The 12,395-nt window shown below is 69.2% G+C and carries 13 protein-coding genes and 1 pseudogene; 10 read left to right on the forward strand and 4 right to left on the reverse strand.

What is annotated here, in order from left to right; genetic code table 11:
• Nucleotides 1-5 precede the first annotated feature (5 nt).
• From ABZS54_RS12955 to ABZS54_RS12975, 5 genes are all read left to right on the forward strand, one after another.
• Entirely contained in the window at nt 6-980 is a 975-nt protein-coding gene (locus ABZS54_RS12955; RefSeq protein WP_355534142.1) for a bifunctional MaoC family dehydratase N-terminal/OB-fold nucleic acid binding domain-containing protein, read from the forward strand.
• Nucleotides 980-2,107, forward strand: a complete 1,128-nt coding sequence (locus ABZS54_RS12960; RefSeq protein ID WP_355534144.1) for an acyl-CoA dehydrogenase family protein — start codon at nt 980-982, stop codon at nt 2,105-2,107. Before ABZS54_RS12955 ends, ABZS54_RS12960 begins: the two co-directional genes overlap by 1 nt.
• Nucleotides 2,104-2,553, forward strand: coding sequence for a MaoC family dehydratase (locus ABZS54_RS12965; RefSeq protein WP_355534146.1), 450 nt, complete (start codon nt 2,104-2,106; stop codon nt 2,551-2,553). Before ABZS54_RS12960 ends, ABZS54_RS12965 begins: the two co-directional genes overlap by 4 nt.
• A complete protein-coding gene (locus tag ABZS54_RS12970) occupies nt 2,550-3,731 on the forward strand; it encodes a lipid-transfer protein (protein ID WP_355534148.1) in 1,182 nt (393 codons plus the stop codon). Before ABZS54_RS12965 ends, ABZS54_RS12970 begins: the two co-directional genes overlap by 4 nt.
• A 157-nt stretch (nt 3,732-3,888) precedes the next feature.
• Nucleotides 3,889-4,695, forward strand: a complete 807-nt coding sequence (locus ABZS54_RS12975) for a glycoside hydrolase domain-containing protein (RefSeq protein WP_355534150.1) — start codon at nt 3,889-3,891, stop codon at nt 4,693-4,695.
• A 67-nt stretch (nt 4,696-4,762) separates the two neighbouring features.
• On the opposite strand, the gene ABZS54_RS12980 is transcribed toward ABZS54_RS12975, so the two are convergent.
• On the reverse strand, nt 4,763-6,418 hold the full coding sequence (locus ABZS54_RS12980; protein ID WP_355534152.1) for a long-chain fatty acid--CoA ligase: 1,656 nt from the start codon (nt 6,416-6,418) through the stop codon (nt 4,763-4,765).
• Between the two features lie 336 nt (nt 6,419-6,754).
• Here ABZS54_RS12980 and ABZS54_RS12985 point away from each other — a divergent pair, with 336 nt between their 5' ends.
• Entirely contained in the window at nt 6,755-7,072 is a 318-nt protein-coding gene (locus tag ABZS54_RS12985) for a hypothetical protein (protein ID WP_355534154.1), read from the forward strand.
• A gap of 240 nt (nt 7,073-7,312) precedes the next feature.
• Here ABZS54_RS12985 and ABZS54_RS12990 read toward each other — a convergent pair.
• Nucleotides 7,313-8,017, reverse strand: a pseudogene (locus ABZS54_RS12990) (response regulator); the annotation flags it as partial.
• 182 nt (nt 8,018-8,199) lie between these two features.
• On the opposite strand from ABZS54_RS12990, the gene ABZS54_RS12995 reads away from it, so the two are divergent.
• On the forward strand, nt 8,200-8,772 hold the full coding sequence (locus ABZS54_RS12995; protein ID WP_355534156.1) for a hypothetical protein: 573 nt from the start codon (nt 8,200-8,202) through the stop codon (nt 8,770-8,772).
• A gap of 333 nt (nt 8,773-9,105) precedes the next feature.
• On the opposite strand, the gene ABZS54_RS13000 is transcribed toward ABZS54_RS12995, so the two are convergent.
• Together ABZS54_RS13000 and ABZS54_RS13005 are read right to left on the reverse strand one after the other, a co-directional pair.
• Nucleotides 9,106-9,306 carry a DUF397 domain-containing protein gene (locus ABZS54_RS13000; protein ID WP_355534158.1) on the reverse strand — a complete coding sequence of 67 codons (201 nt, stop codon included), beginning with the start codon at nt 9,304-9,306 and terminating at the stop codon, nt 9,106-9,108.
• The gene (locus ABZS54_RS13005; protein WP_355534160.1) at nt 9,306-10,103 is read right to left on the reverse strand and encodes a helix-turn-helix transcriptional regulator; all 798 of its coding nucleotides are present in this window, start codon (nt 10,101-10,103) and stop codon (nt 9,306-9,308) included. Before ABZS54_RS13005 ends, ABZS54_RS13000 begins: the two co-directional genes overlap by 1 nt.
• A 360-nt stretch (nt 10,104-10,463) precedes the next feature.
• Here ABZS54_RS13005 and ABZS54_RS13010 point away from each other — a divergent pair, with 360 nt between their 5' ends.
• The 3 genes from ABZS54_RS13010 (at nt 10,464) to ABZS54_RS13020 (ending at nt 12,288) form a co-directional block, all read left to right on the forward strand.
• A complete protein-coding gene (locus tag ABZS54_RS13010; protein ID WP_355534162.1) occupies nt 10,464-10,919 on the forward strand; it encodes an ATP-binding protein in 456 nt (151 codons plus the stop codon).
• Nucleotides 10,920-11,048: 129 nt separating this feature from the next.
• Nucleotides 11,049-11,474, forward strand: coding sequence for a hypothetical protein (locus ABZS54_RS13015; RefSeq protein ID WP_355534164.1), 426 nt, complete (start codon nt 11,049-11,051; stop codon nt 11,472-11,474).
• A gap of 34 nt (nt 11,475-11,508) precedes the next feature.
• Entirely contained in the window at nt 11,509-12,288 is a 780-nt protein-coding gene (locus ABZS54_RS13020; RefSeq protein ID WP_355534166.1) for a radical SAM protein, read from the forward strand.
• Nucleotides 12,289-12,395 lie beyond the last annotated feature (107 nt).

The following is a 12,395-nucleotide window of genomic DNA, read 5'->3' on the forward strand; positions in this document are numbered from 1 at the left end:
ACGACATGACCGACCCCATCAGCCAGGACAAGGCCGCCTTCCTCGCGGTCGTCAAGAAGTACGAGGGCATGCACGACGTCTCGGGCGTGCTCGCGCTCGATCCGGTCAACGGCCCGATGATCCGGCACTGGGCCGAGGCCATGGGCGACACCAATCCGGTGTACACCGACCCCGAGGCCGCCGCCCGAACCCACTTCGGCGAGGTCGTCGCGCCCGCGGCCATGCTCCAGGTGTGGATCATGCGCGGCATGCAGGGCGGCGCCCCGGCGAACTCGGCGACCGGCGAGTTGTACAAGCACTTCACCGACAACGGCTTCGGCTCGGTGGTGGCCACCAACTGCGAGCAGGAGTACGTGCGCCCGCTGCGACTGGGCGAGGTGGTGCAGTACGACCAGCTGATCGAGACCGTGTCCGAGGAGAAGACCACCGGCCTGGGCACCGGCCACTTCATCACCACGCTGACCAACATCTACGTCGACGGCGAGACCGGCCGCGAGCTGGTCGGCACACACCGCTTCCGGATCCTGCGCTACACCCCGCACAAGAAGAAGGCCAAGGCCGCGCCGCCCGCCGAGCGGCCGCTGCGCCCGCGCAAGGTGGTCAACAAGGACAATCAGGCGTTCTGGGACGGCGTGGCCGCCGGGAAGCTGCTGTTCCAGAAGTGTTCGGAGTGCGCGACGCCGCGCTTCCCGTTCGCACCCGGCTGCAACAAGTGCGCGTCGCTCGAATGGGAAACCGTCGAGTCGACCGGCAAGGGCGTCGTGTACTCGCACGTCACCATGCACTACCCGAAGTTCCCGGCGTTCGACATGCCGTACGCGGTCGGCCTGATCGAGCTGGAGGAGGGCGTGCGGATGCTCGGCAACGTGCTCGGCGTTCCGCACGACGAGGTCCGCATCGGGATGTCGGTCGAGCTGGAATTCGTCACCCACGACGCCGAACTGACCGTGCCCGCGTTCCGAGCGGTTGGGGAGAACTGATGGACTTCAACCTCACCGAGGACCAGCGGGAGCTGTCCTCGCTGGCCGAGCGGATCTTCGCCGACCAGTCCACCGACGAGCGGCTGAAGAAGCTCGCCCAGTCCGACGCGGACCTGGACGCCGAGTTGTGGGGCAAGGTCGCCGAGGCCGGTCTGGTCGGCGCGTTGATCGAGGAGCGGCACGGCGGCGGCGATCTGGGCCTGGTGGGCCTGGCGCTGCTGCTGGAGCAGCAGGGTCGGTTCACCGCGCAGATCCCGCTGCTCGACACCGTCGTGTACGGGCTGCTCCCGCTGCTGCGCTTTGGTTCGGACGAGCTGATCGAGGCCGACCTGCCCGCGCTCCTGGACGGTTCGCGGATCGTGGCCGGTGCGCTCGCCGAAGTCGGTGCGGGGTTGCCCGCCGTACCGAAGGTATCCGCCCGCCGGGACGGTGCCGGCTATCGCCTGGACGGCGACAAGCGCGCGGTGGCCTGGCTCACCGTCGCCCACCGCGTCCTGGTCACCGCCTCGCTCGACGGCGCGCTCGCGGTCTTCACCGTGGACGCGGACGCCGCCGGCGTGGAGATCGAGGCCGCGCCGACCACCGCGCCGTGGGCTTCCGGCAATCTGCGGCTGACCGACGCGCCGGGCCGGCTGGTCGGCACCGCCGAGGCCGGCCCCGAGGTCGCCGCGTGGATCGTCGACCGCGCGCGCGTCGCGCTGGCCGCGCAGCAGGTGGGCGTGTGCGAGCGCGGCCTGGCCCGCACGGTCGAACACGTGAACGCCCGCGAGCAGTTCGGCAAGCCGCTGTCCACCAAGCAGGGCGTGATGCTGCGCGCCGCCGAGGCGTACATGGACACCGAGGCCATCCGGGTCACCACGCTGGAAGCCGCCTGGCGCTTGGACCAAGGCGAGGAGGCCACCGAACAGGCCCTGGTCGCACGCTGGTTCGCCTCCGAGGCGGGCAAGCGTGTGGTGCACGCGTGCCAGCACCTGCACGGCGGCACCGGATCCGACATCGACCACCCGATCCACCGTCACTTCCTGTGGGGCCGTCAGATCGACGTGACCCTGGGCAGCGGCATCCAACAGCTCGCCGCGCTCGGCAAACTGCTCGCCCACGCGCCCGCCCAGGGAGGCAGCCGATGACCACCGAGAACCTCGTGAGCCGGACCCACGCGGAGGTATCCGTCGGCGACGAACTGCCGCCGCTGGCCATTGCGCTGACCCGCACGCTGATCGTGGCGACCGCGCTGGCGACCCGCGACTTCCAGGACGTGCACCACGATCCGCGACTGGCCGCGGACAAGGGCTCGCCGGACATCTTCATGAACATCCTGACCAGCAACGGCCTGGTCGGCCGCTACATCACCGACTGGGCGGGCCCCGAAGCCGAGTTGCGCAAGGTCGCGATCCGGCTCGGCGCCCCGAACTACCCCGGCGACACCATGACCCTCACCGGCACGGTGACCGCCAAGACCACCGCCGAGGACGGCACCCCCCTCGTGGAGATCGCCGTCGTCGGAGCCAACAAGCTCGGCAACCACGTCACCGGCACGGTCACGGTGAAGCTGCCGGAAGGAGCCGAAGCGTGAGCCTCAAGCACGCGGACAATCTGCGCGGCAAGACCGCCATCGCCGGGATCGGCGCGACCGAGTTCTCCAAGGAGTCCGGTCGCAGCGAACTGCGCCTGGCCGTCGAGGCGGTGGGCGCCGCCCTGGACGACGCCGGGATCGCGCCGTCCGAGGTGGACGGCCTGGTCAGCTTCACGATGGACACCAATCCCGAGATCGCGGTCGCCGCCGCGGCCGGGATCGGCGACCTGACCTTCTTCAGCCGGATCCACTACGGCGGCGGCGCGGCCTGCGCCACCGTCGCGCAGGCCGCGATGGCCGTAGCGAGCGGCGTCGCCGACGTGGTGGTCTGCTACCGCGCGTTCAACGAGCGCTCCGGCCGCCGGTTCGGCTCCGGCGTGCTCCAGCGCGACCCCACCGTCGAAGGCGTGGGCCTGGGCTGGAACATGCCGCACGGGCTGCTCACGCCGGCCTCGTGGGTGGCCATGTTCGCGCAGCGCTACCTGCACGTGTACGGCGCCACCACCGAGGCGTTCGGCCACGTCGCGGTCGCCGACCGCAAGCACGCGGCGAACAACCCCAAGGCGTACTTCCACGGCAAGCCGATCACCCTGGAGGACCACCAGAACTCGCGCTGGATCGTCGAGCCGATGCGACTGCTCGACTGCTGCCAGGAGACCGACGGCGCCCAGGCGATCGTGGTGGTCAGCGCCGAACGGGCCAAGGACCTGAAGCAAAAGCCCGCGATCATCAACGCGGCCGCCCAGGGCGCGGGTCGCCTCCAGGACCAGATGACCAGCTTCTACCGGGACGAGATGACCGGTCTGGCCGAGATGGGCGTGGTCGCCAAGCAGCTGTGGCAGACGTCGGGACTGACTCCCGACGACATCCAGACCGCGGTGCTCTACGACCACTTCACCCCGTTCGTGCTGATGCAGTTGGAGGAGTTCGGCTTCTGCGGGCGCGGCGAGGCACCGGCCTTCGTCGCGAACGGCGGCCTGGAGCTGGGCGGCAAGCTGCCCACGAACACGCACGGCGGCCAGTTGGGCGAGGCGTACCTGCACGGGATGAACGGCATCGCCGAGGGCGTGCGGCAGATCCGCGGCAGCTCGGTCAATCAGGTCGAGAACGTGCACAACGTGCTGGTGACCGCCGGTACCGGGGTGCCGACGTCGGGGCTGGTGCTGGGCGTCGAATAGGCGGGGCCGAGCCGAGGGGGCTCGAACATCCGCTCCCGGTGCGCTCGTTGGACCGCCCGGGTGACGCGTCGGCGCGTCGCCCGGGCGGTCCGCCCGCCCGGCCGGACGTGGTGCGCAGCGTGGTGGGACACCCGTCCCCGCCACGCCAGGAGGTCTCGTGCGCCCGCTGACCACTCGTCGGATCACCTCGACCGTGTTGCTCACCGTCGTGCTCGGCCTGCTGCCGGCCGGGCTCGCCGAAGGTGCCGGGGCGCGTTCGCAACGATCCCGGACCGTGAACGCGCTGGGCTTCGACACGTGCGAGACACCCACCGTGGAGACCATGCAAGTCTGGCGGACCTCGCCGTACCAGGTCGTCGGAATCTACGTCGCGGGCGACAACCGGGCCTGCAAGAGCACCCGGCTGACACGCGACTGGGTCAAGGCCGTACACCGCCAGGGCTGGGACTTCCTGCCCATCCAGGTGGGCCTCCAGGCGCCCTGCTCGCAGTCCGGCAAGCCGGGCCGGATCGACCCGGCGCACGCGGCACAGCAGGGGATCGCCGAGGCGAACGACGCGGTGGCCCGCGGTGCCGCGCTCGGGTTCAAGCCGGGCAGCGCCCTCTGGTACGACATGGAGGCGTACGACAACACCGACGCCGGTTGCCGAACCGCGGTGCTGGACTTCGTGTCCGCGTGGTCCGACCGGATTCGCGAACGCGGCTACGTGGCGGGCTACTACAGCAGCCTCAGCTCCGGCATCGCCGACCTGATCGACGCGGTCGACCGGCGCTCGGTCCCGGACGCGGTCTGGTACGCCCGCTGGGACGACCGCGCCGCCACCACCGGCGACGGCGCGCTGCCCGACGGGTACTGGCGCGGCCGGCGGGTGCACCAGTACACCGGCAACGTCTCGGAGACCCACGGCGGAAAGCGGATCGACATCGACCGCAACGCGGTCGACGGGCCGGTCGGGGTGCTGTGACCACAGGCCCCGCGCGGCGCGCCGGCCGACCCCGGAGCGGCCCGACCGGCGACCTCCGGGTCCGGGCTCAGCCCCGATCGAGTTCGCTGACCTCCAGCTCGCCCTCCGCGTACTGACGCCGGATCACCTTCTTGTCGAACTTGCCCACGCTGGTCTTGGGCACGGCGGTGATCAGGCTCCACCGCTCGGGCACCTGCCAGCGGGCCACCTTGCCCGCGAGGTAGTCGCGCAGCTGCTCGACCGTGGTCGTGGCGCCCTCGCGCAGCACGATCGTGGCCAACGGGCGCTCGCCCCACTTGTCGTCGGGCACGCCCACCACGGCCGCCTCGACCACGTCCTCGTGGCCCATCAGGGTGTTCTCCAACTCGACCGACGAGATCCACTCACCGCCCGACTTGATCACGTCCTTGGCCCGGTCGGTCAGCCGCAGGAAGCCGTCGGCGGTGATCGTGCCGACGTCGCCGGTACACAACCAGCCGTCCTGGAACCGGCCACCGCCACTGGCGTCCGCCGAGCCCTCGTCGCCGATGTAGCCACCCGCGATCCACGGCCCGCGCACCAGCAGCTCGCCGACCGACTCGCCGTCGAGCGGGACGTCGGCACCGTCCGGGCCGACCAGCCGGGCCTGCACCGAGGCGGGCAGACGCCCCTGCGAGATCCGGTACGCGAACGCCTCGTCGCCGGTCAGCCCGGCCGGCGGGCGGGCCACCGAACCCAGCGGCGAGGTCTCGGTCATGCCCCACGCGTGCACGATGCGCACACCGTGCCGCTCCTCGAACGCGTGCATCAGGCCGGGCGGGCAGGCCGAACCGCCCACCACGACCTCCTTGAGCGAGGACACGTCGGTCTTGTGTACGTCGAGGTAGTCCAGGAGCCCGGTCCAGATGGTCGGCACCGCAGCGCCGAACGTCGGCTTCTCCGCGGCGATCATCGTGGCCAGCGGCTCCGGCTGGAGGAACCGGTCGGGCATCAGGATCGACGCGCCGCACAACATCGCCGCGTACGGCAGACCCCACGCGTTGACGTGGAACATCGGCACCACCGGCAACAGCAGGTCCGCGGAGCTCAGGCCGAAGCCCTCCATCGTGCACACCTGCATGCTGTGCAGATAGGTCGACCGGTGGCTGTACACGACGCCCTTGGGGTTGCCCGTGGTGCCGGACGTGTAACACATCGCGGCGGCCTCGCGCTCGTCGATGTCCTCGGCCCAGTCGAACTCGGTCGGCCGGCCGGCGAGCAGGTCGTCGTAGCGGTGGACGTGCTTGCCGGAATCGGCGAGCGGGCTCAGATCGGTGTCGGCGCCGGTGACCACGACGTGCTCGACGGTCTTCAGGTGGGTCAGCAGCGGGGCGGCCAGCGCGGCCAGCGAGCCGTCCAGGACCAGCACCCGGTCGTCGGCGTGGTTCGCGATGTAGATCAACTGCTCCGGAGGCAGCCGCAGATTGAGCGTGTGCAGCACCGCACCCATCGACGGGATCGCGAGGTAGCACTCCAGGTGCTCCTGGTTGTTCCACAAGAAGGTGGCGACCCGCTCGTCGCCGGTGATCCCGAGCTCGCGCAGACCGTGGGCGAGTTGCGCGGACCGGCGACCGACCTCGGCGTAGGTGGCCCGCCTGGGCGCACCACCGGTCCAGGTCACCACCTCCGAACCGCCGTGCACCGTGGTGCCGTGTCGCATGATGCGAGCGATTGTCAAGGGCACGTCCTGCATCGTGCTGAGCACCGTGTGGCCTCCCTGCATTCGCCGGACGGGAACCGGTCGAGGTGAGGGGATTCTTTCTCGCCGATCGGGTGATTGTCAGCCCCCGGGGCCTTCGGTTTCGCACCCGTGTCGAGCGCCGACCCACGCACCGTCACGATCCGCGGTGCGCCCGTACGGGTGAACCAGGCGTGGCGATCGGCCGATCGGAGCAGCCAAGCGGAAGAATGCGACGGCGTCCCGTTGATCCGGATGACGCATCGTTTTCGGCATAACGCCGCGAGCAGCCGGTAATTCCCGTTTTTCCGCTCTTCCGGAGGGGGACCGGCGAGCCCTCGACTTCCCGTTGGAAGGCGCCCCATGTACCCGTTGGAGGTGCGACCCGAACCGCACCGACCGTACGACGTCGTGTTGCCGGACGCGCTCGGCCATCCCGTGCTGGGCTTCCGGGACGGCTATTGGTTCCGACTCGATCGGGACGGACCGCCGCGCCCGCTGTGCGCGCGCACCGCGATCATCGGACATCCGGAGTCCGCCGGGCCTATCGTGCAGGTCATGTGTTGGTGGATGCGCGAACACCACGACCACCCCCAGGCGATGGACCTCGCCACCGAACTGGCGCTGACCGTCGGCGAGATGAGCCGGCGGCTGCACGCCCAGGGGCCGGCGGCATGGTGAGGCGTTGCGGTTCCGTGCGGATACGGCGGGTGCCGTGCGGCCCTCGGGTGCCGGCGATCCGGGTGCGTACGTGTGCGATTCCCCGCTGCCGGAGCGGTCCTCCGCGTCGGTGCGGATGACCGGGACGTCGTGTGGGTGGGCCCTGGGTCGCGTCCGGGTGGTCCGCCCGAATGGGTGACCCGCGCGGGTGAGGCGCGGGTCACCTTTCGGCGTCGGGTCGGTTCTTTGTCGCCGGGTCGGCTACGAGGGCGACGCGATCTTGCCAAGCAGGTCGACGATGCGCTGCTGAACGTCCTCACGGGTGGAACGCTCCGCCAGGAACAGCACGGTCTCGCCGGTCTGCAGCCGGTGCAGGTCGTGTTCGACCAGGTCGAGCGTGGTGTAGACGACGATCGGCGTCGAGTGCAGACGCGCGTTGTTGCGCAGCCAGTCGACCACGCCCATCCGGCGCCGGCGCACCAGCATCAGGTCGAGCACCACGAGATTGGGCTCGACGCTGGACGCCTTGGACACCGCCTCGCTCTCCGAGGCCGCGTGCACCACGTCCATGCCACGCCGTTCCAGGGACGCGGTGAACGCCGTCGCGATGTCCGGGTTGCCCTCCACCAGAAGCACGCGCGATGCGTGCCCGGCGCTGTCCGCCGGTGCGAGCGAACGCAGCAGTACGGCCGGGTCGGCGCCGAACGCCGCGTCCCTGGTGGCCTGCATCAGCCCGGCGGTGACCAGTACCGGGATCTGCGCGGCGGTCGCGGCGGTGCGCAGCGACTGGAGTGCGGTACGGGTGATCGGGCCGGTCAGCGGATCCACGAACAGCGCGGCCGGCTGCACCGGGACGCTCGCGTCGACCTCCTCGCGCGAACGCACCAGCAGCGGACTCCAGCCACGCGCGGTCAGCGCGCCCGCCGTCGCGGAGTCCGGCTCGGGCCAGACCAGCAGCCGGCGCGGCTGTCCGTCCGGCGCGGGCGTGACCATGGTCGGCAGGTCGGCCCCGGACATCGCCTCGGCGTCACCGGGCGGCCCGCCGCCGCCTCCCGCTTCGCGAACCTCTCTTATCCCCGCGCGCCGGCCCCCCGTGTGTGTGTGGCGCCCCCGCGCCCGCACGTCGCCGGTGTGGTTACGCTGCCCTGATGAGGCCGGATCGGGTCGACTGGAGCAACGCGCTGACCGCAGCCGGGGCCGTGTTCGCGGCAACCGCGGCTTGGGCAACGTTGCAGACTTTGCGAAAGCAGCGGCAACAGCTCGACCATCAGCGGTCGTTCATGGCCGAACAGGGCCGCGTCCTACAGCTCCAACGAGACCAACTGCTGGCGTATGCCAAGGACCGAATTGATCAGGCTCGCCGCATCATCGTCGACAGCAAGTACGCCGACGTGCTCGGCGATCCCGCTGCCGACGGCAATGGATCCCGCACCGTCACGGTCACCAATCCGACCGACTATCCGATACGCAGCGTTCGCGTGGACTTCGGCGTCACCGACCGTGCGGAGTGGGCGACCATCCAGATCGAAGGACAGTACGGAGCCACGCGATCGAGGTATCCGATCGACGTCCTTGTTCCCAGAGGCGTGGCTGTCTTTTACAGCGGCGTATTGCTTGCCAACGACATCTACTACTACTCGCCTCAAGTTACGTTCACCGACTCCCTGGGCCGGCAGTGGAAAGTGACCGAGACCGGGCAGCCATGGCTCGTCATGAGCTGAGGCACCGCGGCGCAACAACGGCAGCACTCGCCGGCCGCACGGTCGGTCGGTCTTCGAGGCATCCGTCACCGGGAAGGCGCATCGGGCCGACCCTCGTTCGCAGAGGCGGCAAACAACGTCCCGAGCCGGCCGCTCCACTCGATGTCCAAGCCGGGGCCTTCCAGCCTCCTGGGCGGCAACGCATCGCCGTGAGTCGAGCAACTGCGAGCCGCCCGCAGTGACCGCATCGTCGTCCTGCTCCACAATGAGATCCACAGGAGCCGTACTCCTATTGCCAGGTGCCTACGAACGTGCTCCGCGCACTCTCACCGGCCACGACGACAGGACGATGCGTCACCGCTTCAGCGCCTCCAGCAGCGACGTCCAGGCCGAAGCGTCGAAGAGGTGCATCGGACCGCTGCGCACCTTCGAGTCTCGAACGAAGGCGTAGCCCTCCTTGTTCGCCGCCTCGACGCATTGGCTCGATCCGTTCCCGCTGCTGTAGGTGCTCGTCCGCCAATACACCGACGTGCTGTTGGTACTGATCTTGACCATCACAGTCTCTCTGCTATCCGACTTATCAGGGCTCGAGACTCCTGGGGTGGCAACGCACCACCCATGAGTCGGGCAAACGCGTGGCTGTAGGCGGCCACGTCCTCGTCCTGCTCCACAAACAAGCCTGCTGTAGCCGTGTCCTCATAGACAACATCCGGCAGGTCACCTTCGAAGGTCAGGTGTGTAAAGGGACCTGCGGCTGCGGAGTAGACGCCCGACTCCAGTCCCAGCACCTGGAGTTCCACATTCGGTCGGCTGCTCTGCTCAACCAAGTACAGCAACTGCGCCTTCCGGACGGCGGGCGGCGCCATTCCATGCAAAAGCGCCGCTTCTCCGATGACGACCCACAGTGTGAAGCCAGTACGGTCGAGCACCGTCTGTCGTTGCCTACGCACCTCCACAAAACCGTCGACGTCGCTTCCCGTGGTACGGGCGCTGCCCAAAATCAAGGCCCGTGCGTAGTCCTCCGTTTGCAAGAGCCCCGGGATGAACGTCTCTTCGTAGGTTCGCAGCTCCACGGCCTCGGCCTCCAAGCCGAGGAACGCACTGAACGTGTGGTGCAGACCCCGATACTTCACCCACCAACCACGCTCTCGCGCCTGCTTCGCGAGGGCAACGTAATCCTCGACGGTCGCGGCTTCGGTAACGCCGTACAGCGACAGCATCTTCCGCAGGTCGATCGGACGTACGCCGCTACGAGCAGTCTCGATGCGACTCACCTTGGAATGGTCACATTCCAGGTGCGCGGCCACATCCTCTTGATCAAGACCGGCCTTCTCGCGCAGCGTCTTGAGCACTCTCGCAAGCTGACGCCGCCTCACGGTGGGCACAGTGTCCGCCATGGCCAAACCTCCCGTCGGTGCGCAAGAACCGTAGTCACGATCAGCGTCCCATAGAGGCGAACCGCACAAATCAATCCGCAACTTGCGGAAATAGTAGGCGTGGGTCATGCTGTCCAAGACCGGGCGCTTACGCACCGTGCAGATGGATGCACTCCGCGCAGGCGGCTGTACCCCCCTCTTCGCTGAGAACATGCGCGAGCGTCCCCTCCTCGCGATCGGCGACTGTTCGAGCCGGAGCCAGATCGGCACCGCGCATCCCTTCGCCGGGTTTCCAGTACTGCCGCCCATCCACTGCGCGCAAGCTCGGGAGCGCCCATGCATCCGATCTCCTTGAAACAGAACTTCCCGTTGACCGACACTTCCGTGAAGCTCACACGCGACTGCGTGCGGCGCTTTTGCGTGGATCGACAGATCCCCACTCCTGCCGCCGACTCGGCCGCGCTGATAGCCACCGAGCTGGCGACCAACGCCGTCCGACACACGCAACAAGGGGCCACGCGTGCCGAGTTCACCCTCGTTCTGACCCTCTGCGGCAGGAAGCTCGACATCGCGGTGTGGGACTACCTGCCCTCGCCGTGCCCCCGGCTCCAGTCCCTCGCGGACATTGCGCTCGACGCCCAAAGCGGCCGTGGACTCGCCTTGATCCAGAGCGACGCGGCCGGATTCACCTGGTCGCGCATGACGAGCGGCAAGCTCGTCTCCGCGTGGATCGAGGTCGACACCGACAGGCCGGCACATGCCCCGGCTGGTGCGCAGACCCCGCTCTTCTGACCGCGCAAAACCCGACCACCGGGTTTCACCCCATCCGCACTCGCAGCGGGACCGGGCTCACTCTCTGCCGACCTGGGAGAAGGGCAGTCCCTTCACAGCAACTCCCCCCACCACGCAAGGAGTTCGCCCATGCACTACCTACTGAAGCCCATCCGGGTGGAAGCCGACAGACCGACGACCCGCAACCCTTACGCGCCCTACCTCGTCGCCGCCGGCGAGACCTTCGACGTGATCGAGGTCGACGAAATCCTCGGCCGCGCCACCCTCACCGTCCTGCGAGAACGCGGCCTCGATCCCGGTCCGGTCATCTTCGACCGCCGCCATCGCCGGATCGGCTTCCTCGTCCCGCCGGACGCCACCAATACCCTCCCCGCCCGCGAACGGCGAACCGGCCCCCGCCACCACGGCCGCGGCTCATGGATCACCATCCCCCGACCCAACGCCCTCCCCGGCGACCCCATCATCTGGCTCGTGGAGCCACCCGACGACACCCGAACCCCCTGCACCCTGCGCTGCGTCCGCCGAGCAATCCACCAAGCTGCCCGAACCCTCTGACCCGACCTCGCCCCCGACCGCCGACCGGAGCCCCATGGTCACCATCGCCCTCGCCGTCCGACCCCCACCCACGCCCCGCATCAGGCACATCACCCTGGAACTCGACACAGCCCACAACCCGGCCCGTCACGCCGCTGCCGCTGCCGTCGACCTCATCACCAGGCCCAGCCAGGCAACAACGACAACGGCAACGACGGCCACCACCACCGACAACTGGCGAAGCGTCCTCACCGAAGCGGCTCACCTCGCCGTCGAGACAGTGCAGTTCGCGGGGGCGGAGCCCACCGCCCACCCCGACTTCACCGACCTCCTCCGACACGCCCTCCGCGCCGGACACGACATCGAGGTCCACACCGACCTGCTCTACATCACTCGCGAGCAATGGACCCTGTTCACTCACGAACGAGTCAGCCTCGCCACCACCCGGTACTCCGACGACCCCGCCCGACACGACGCAATCACCCATCAACTCGGCAGCCACATCCGCACCCGAACCAACATCGTCACCGCCCTCGGCCTACACATCCCACTCCGCGTCGAACTCCCGACCGCCCTCCCCAGCCAACGCACCCACTCCGCCCGCGCCGAACTCGCCCTCCTCGGCGTCCGCGAGGACCGCATCGGCAACTCCGAGATCCCGCCCCTCACCCACAGCCCCCGCAACCCGCCCGAACCCGAGCACCCCCACCCGTGGGAGCACGTCGTCGTACAAGCCAACGGCGACGTCACCCTCTCCCCCGTCAACCGCGCACGCATCATCGGCAACGTCCGCCGACACACCTTGGCCACGCTTCTCGCCGACAGTTCCCCGTGAGCAGCCTCCGGTACCGCTTCGACGGCAAGCAGCTCATCGGGCGCGCGAGCAGCACACTGTCGTCGGCCAAGGCGGGGGTGCCGTCGGGGCCGATTCGCGGGCCCTCC

The sequence above is a fragment of the Embleya sp. NPDC005575 genome (genome assembly GCF_040605455.1).
Taxonomy (GTDB): Bacteria; Actinomycetota; Actinomycetes; order Streptomycetales; family Streptomycetaceae; genus Embleya.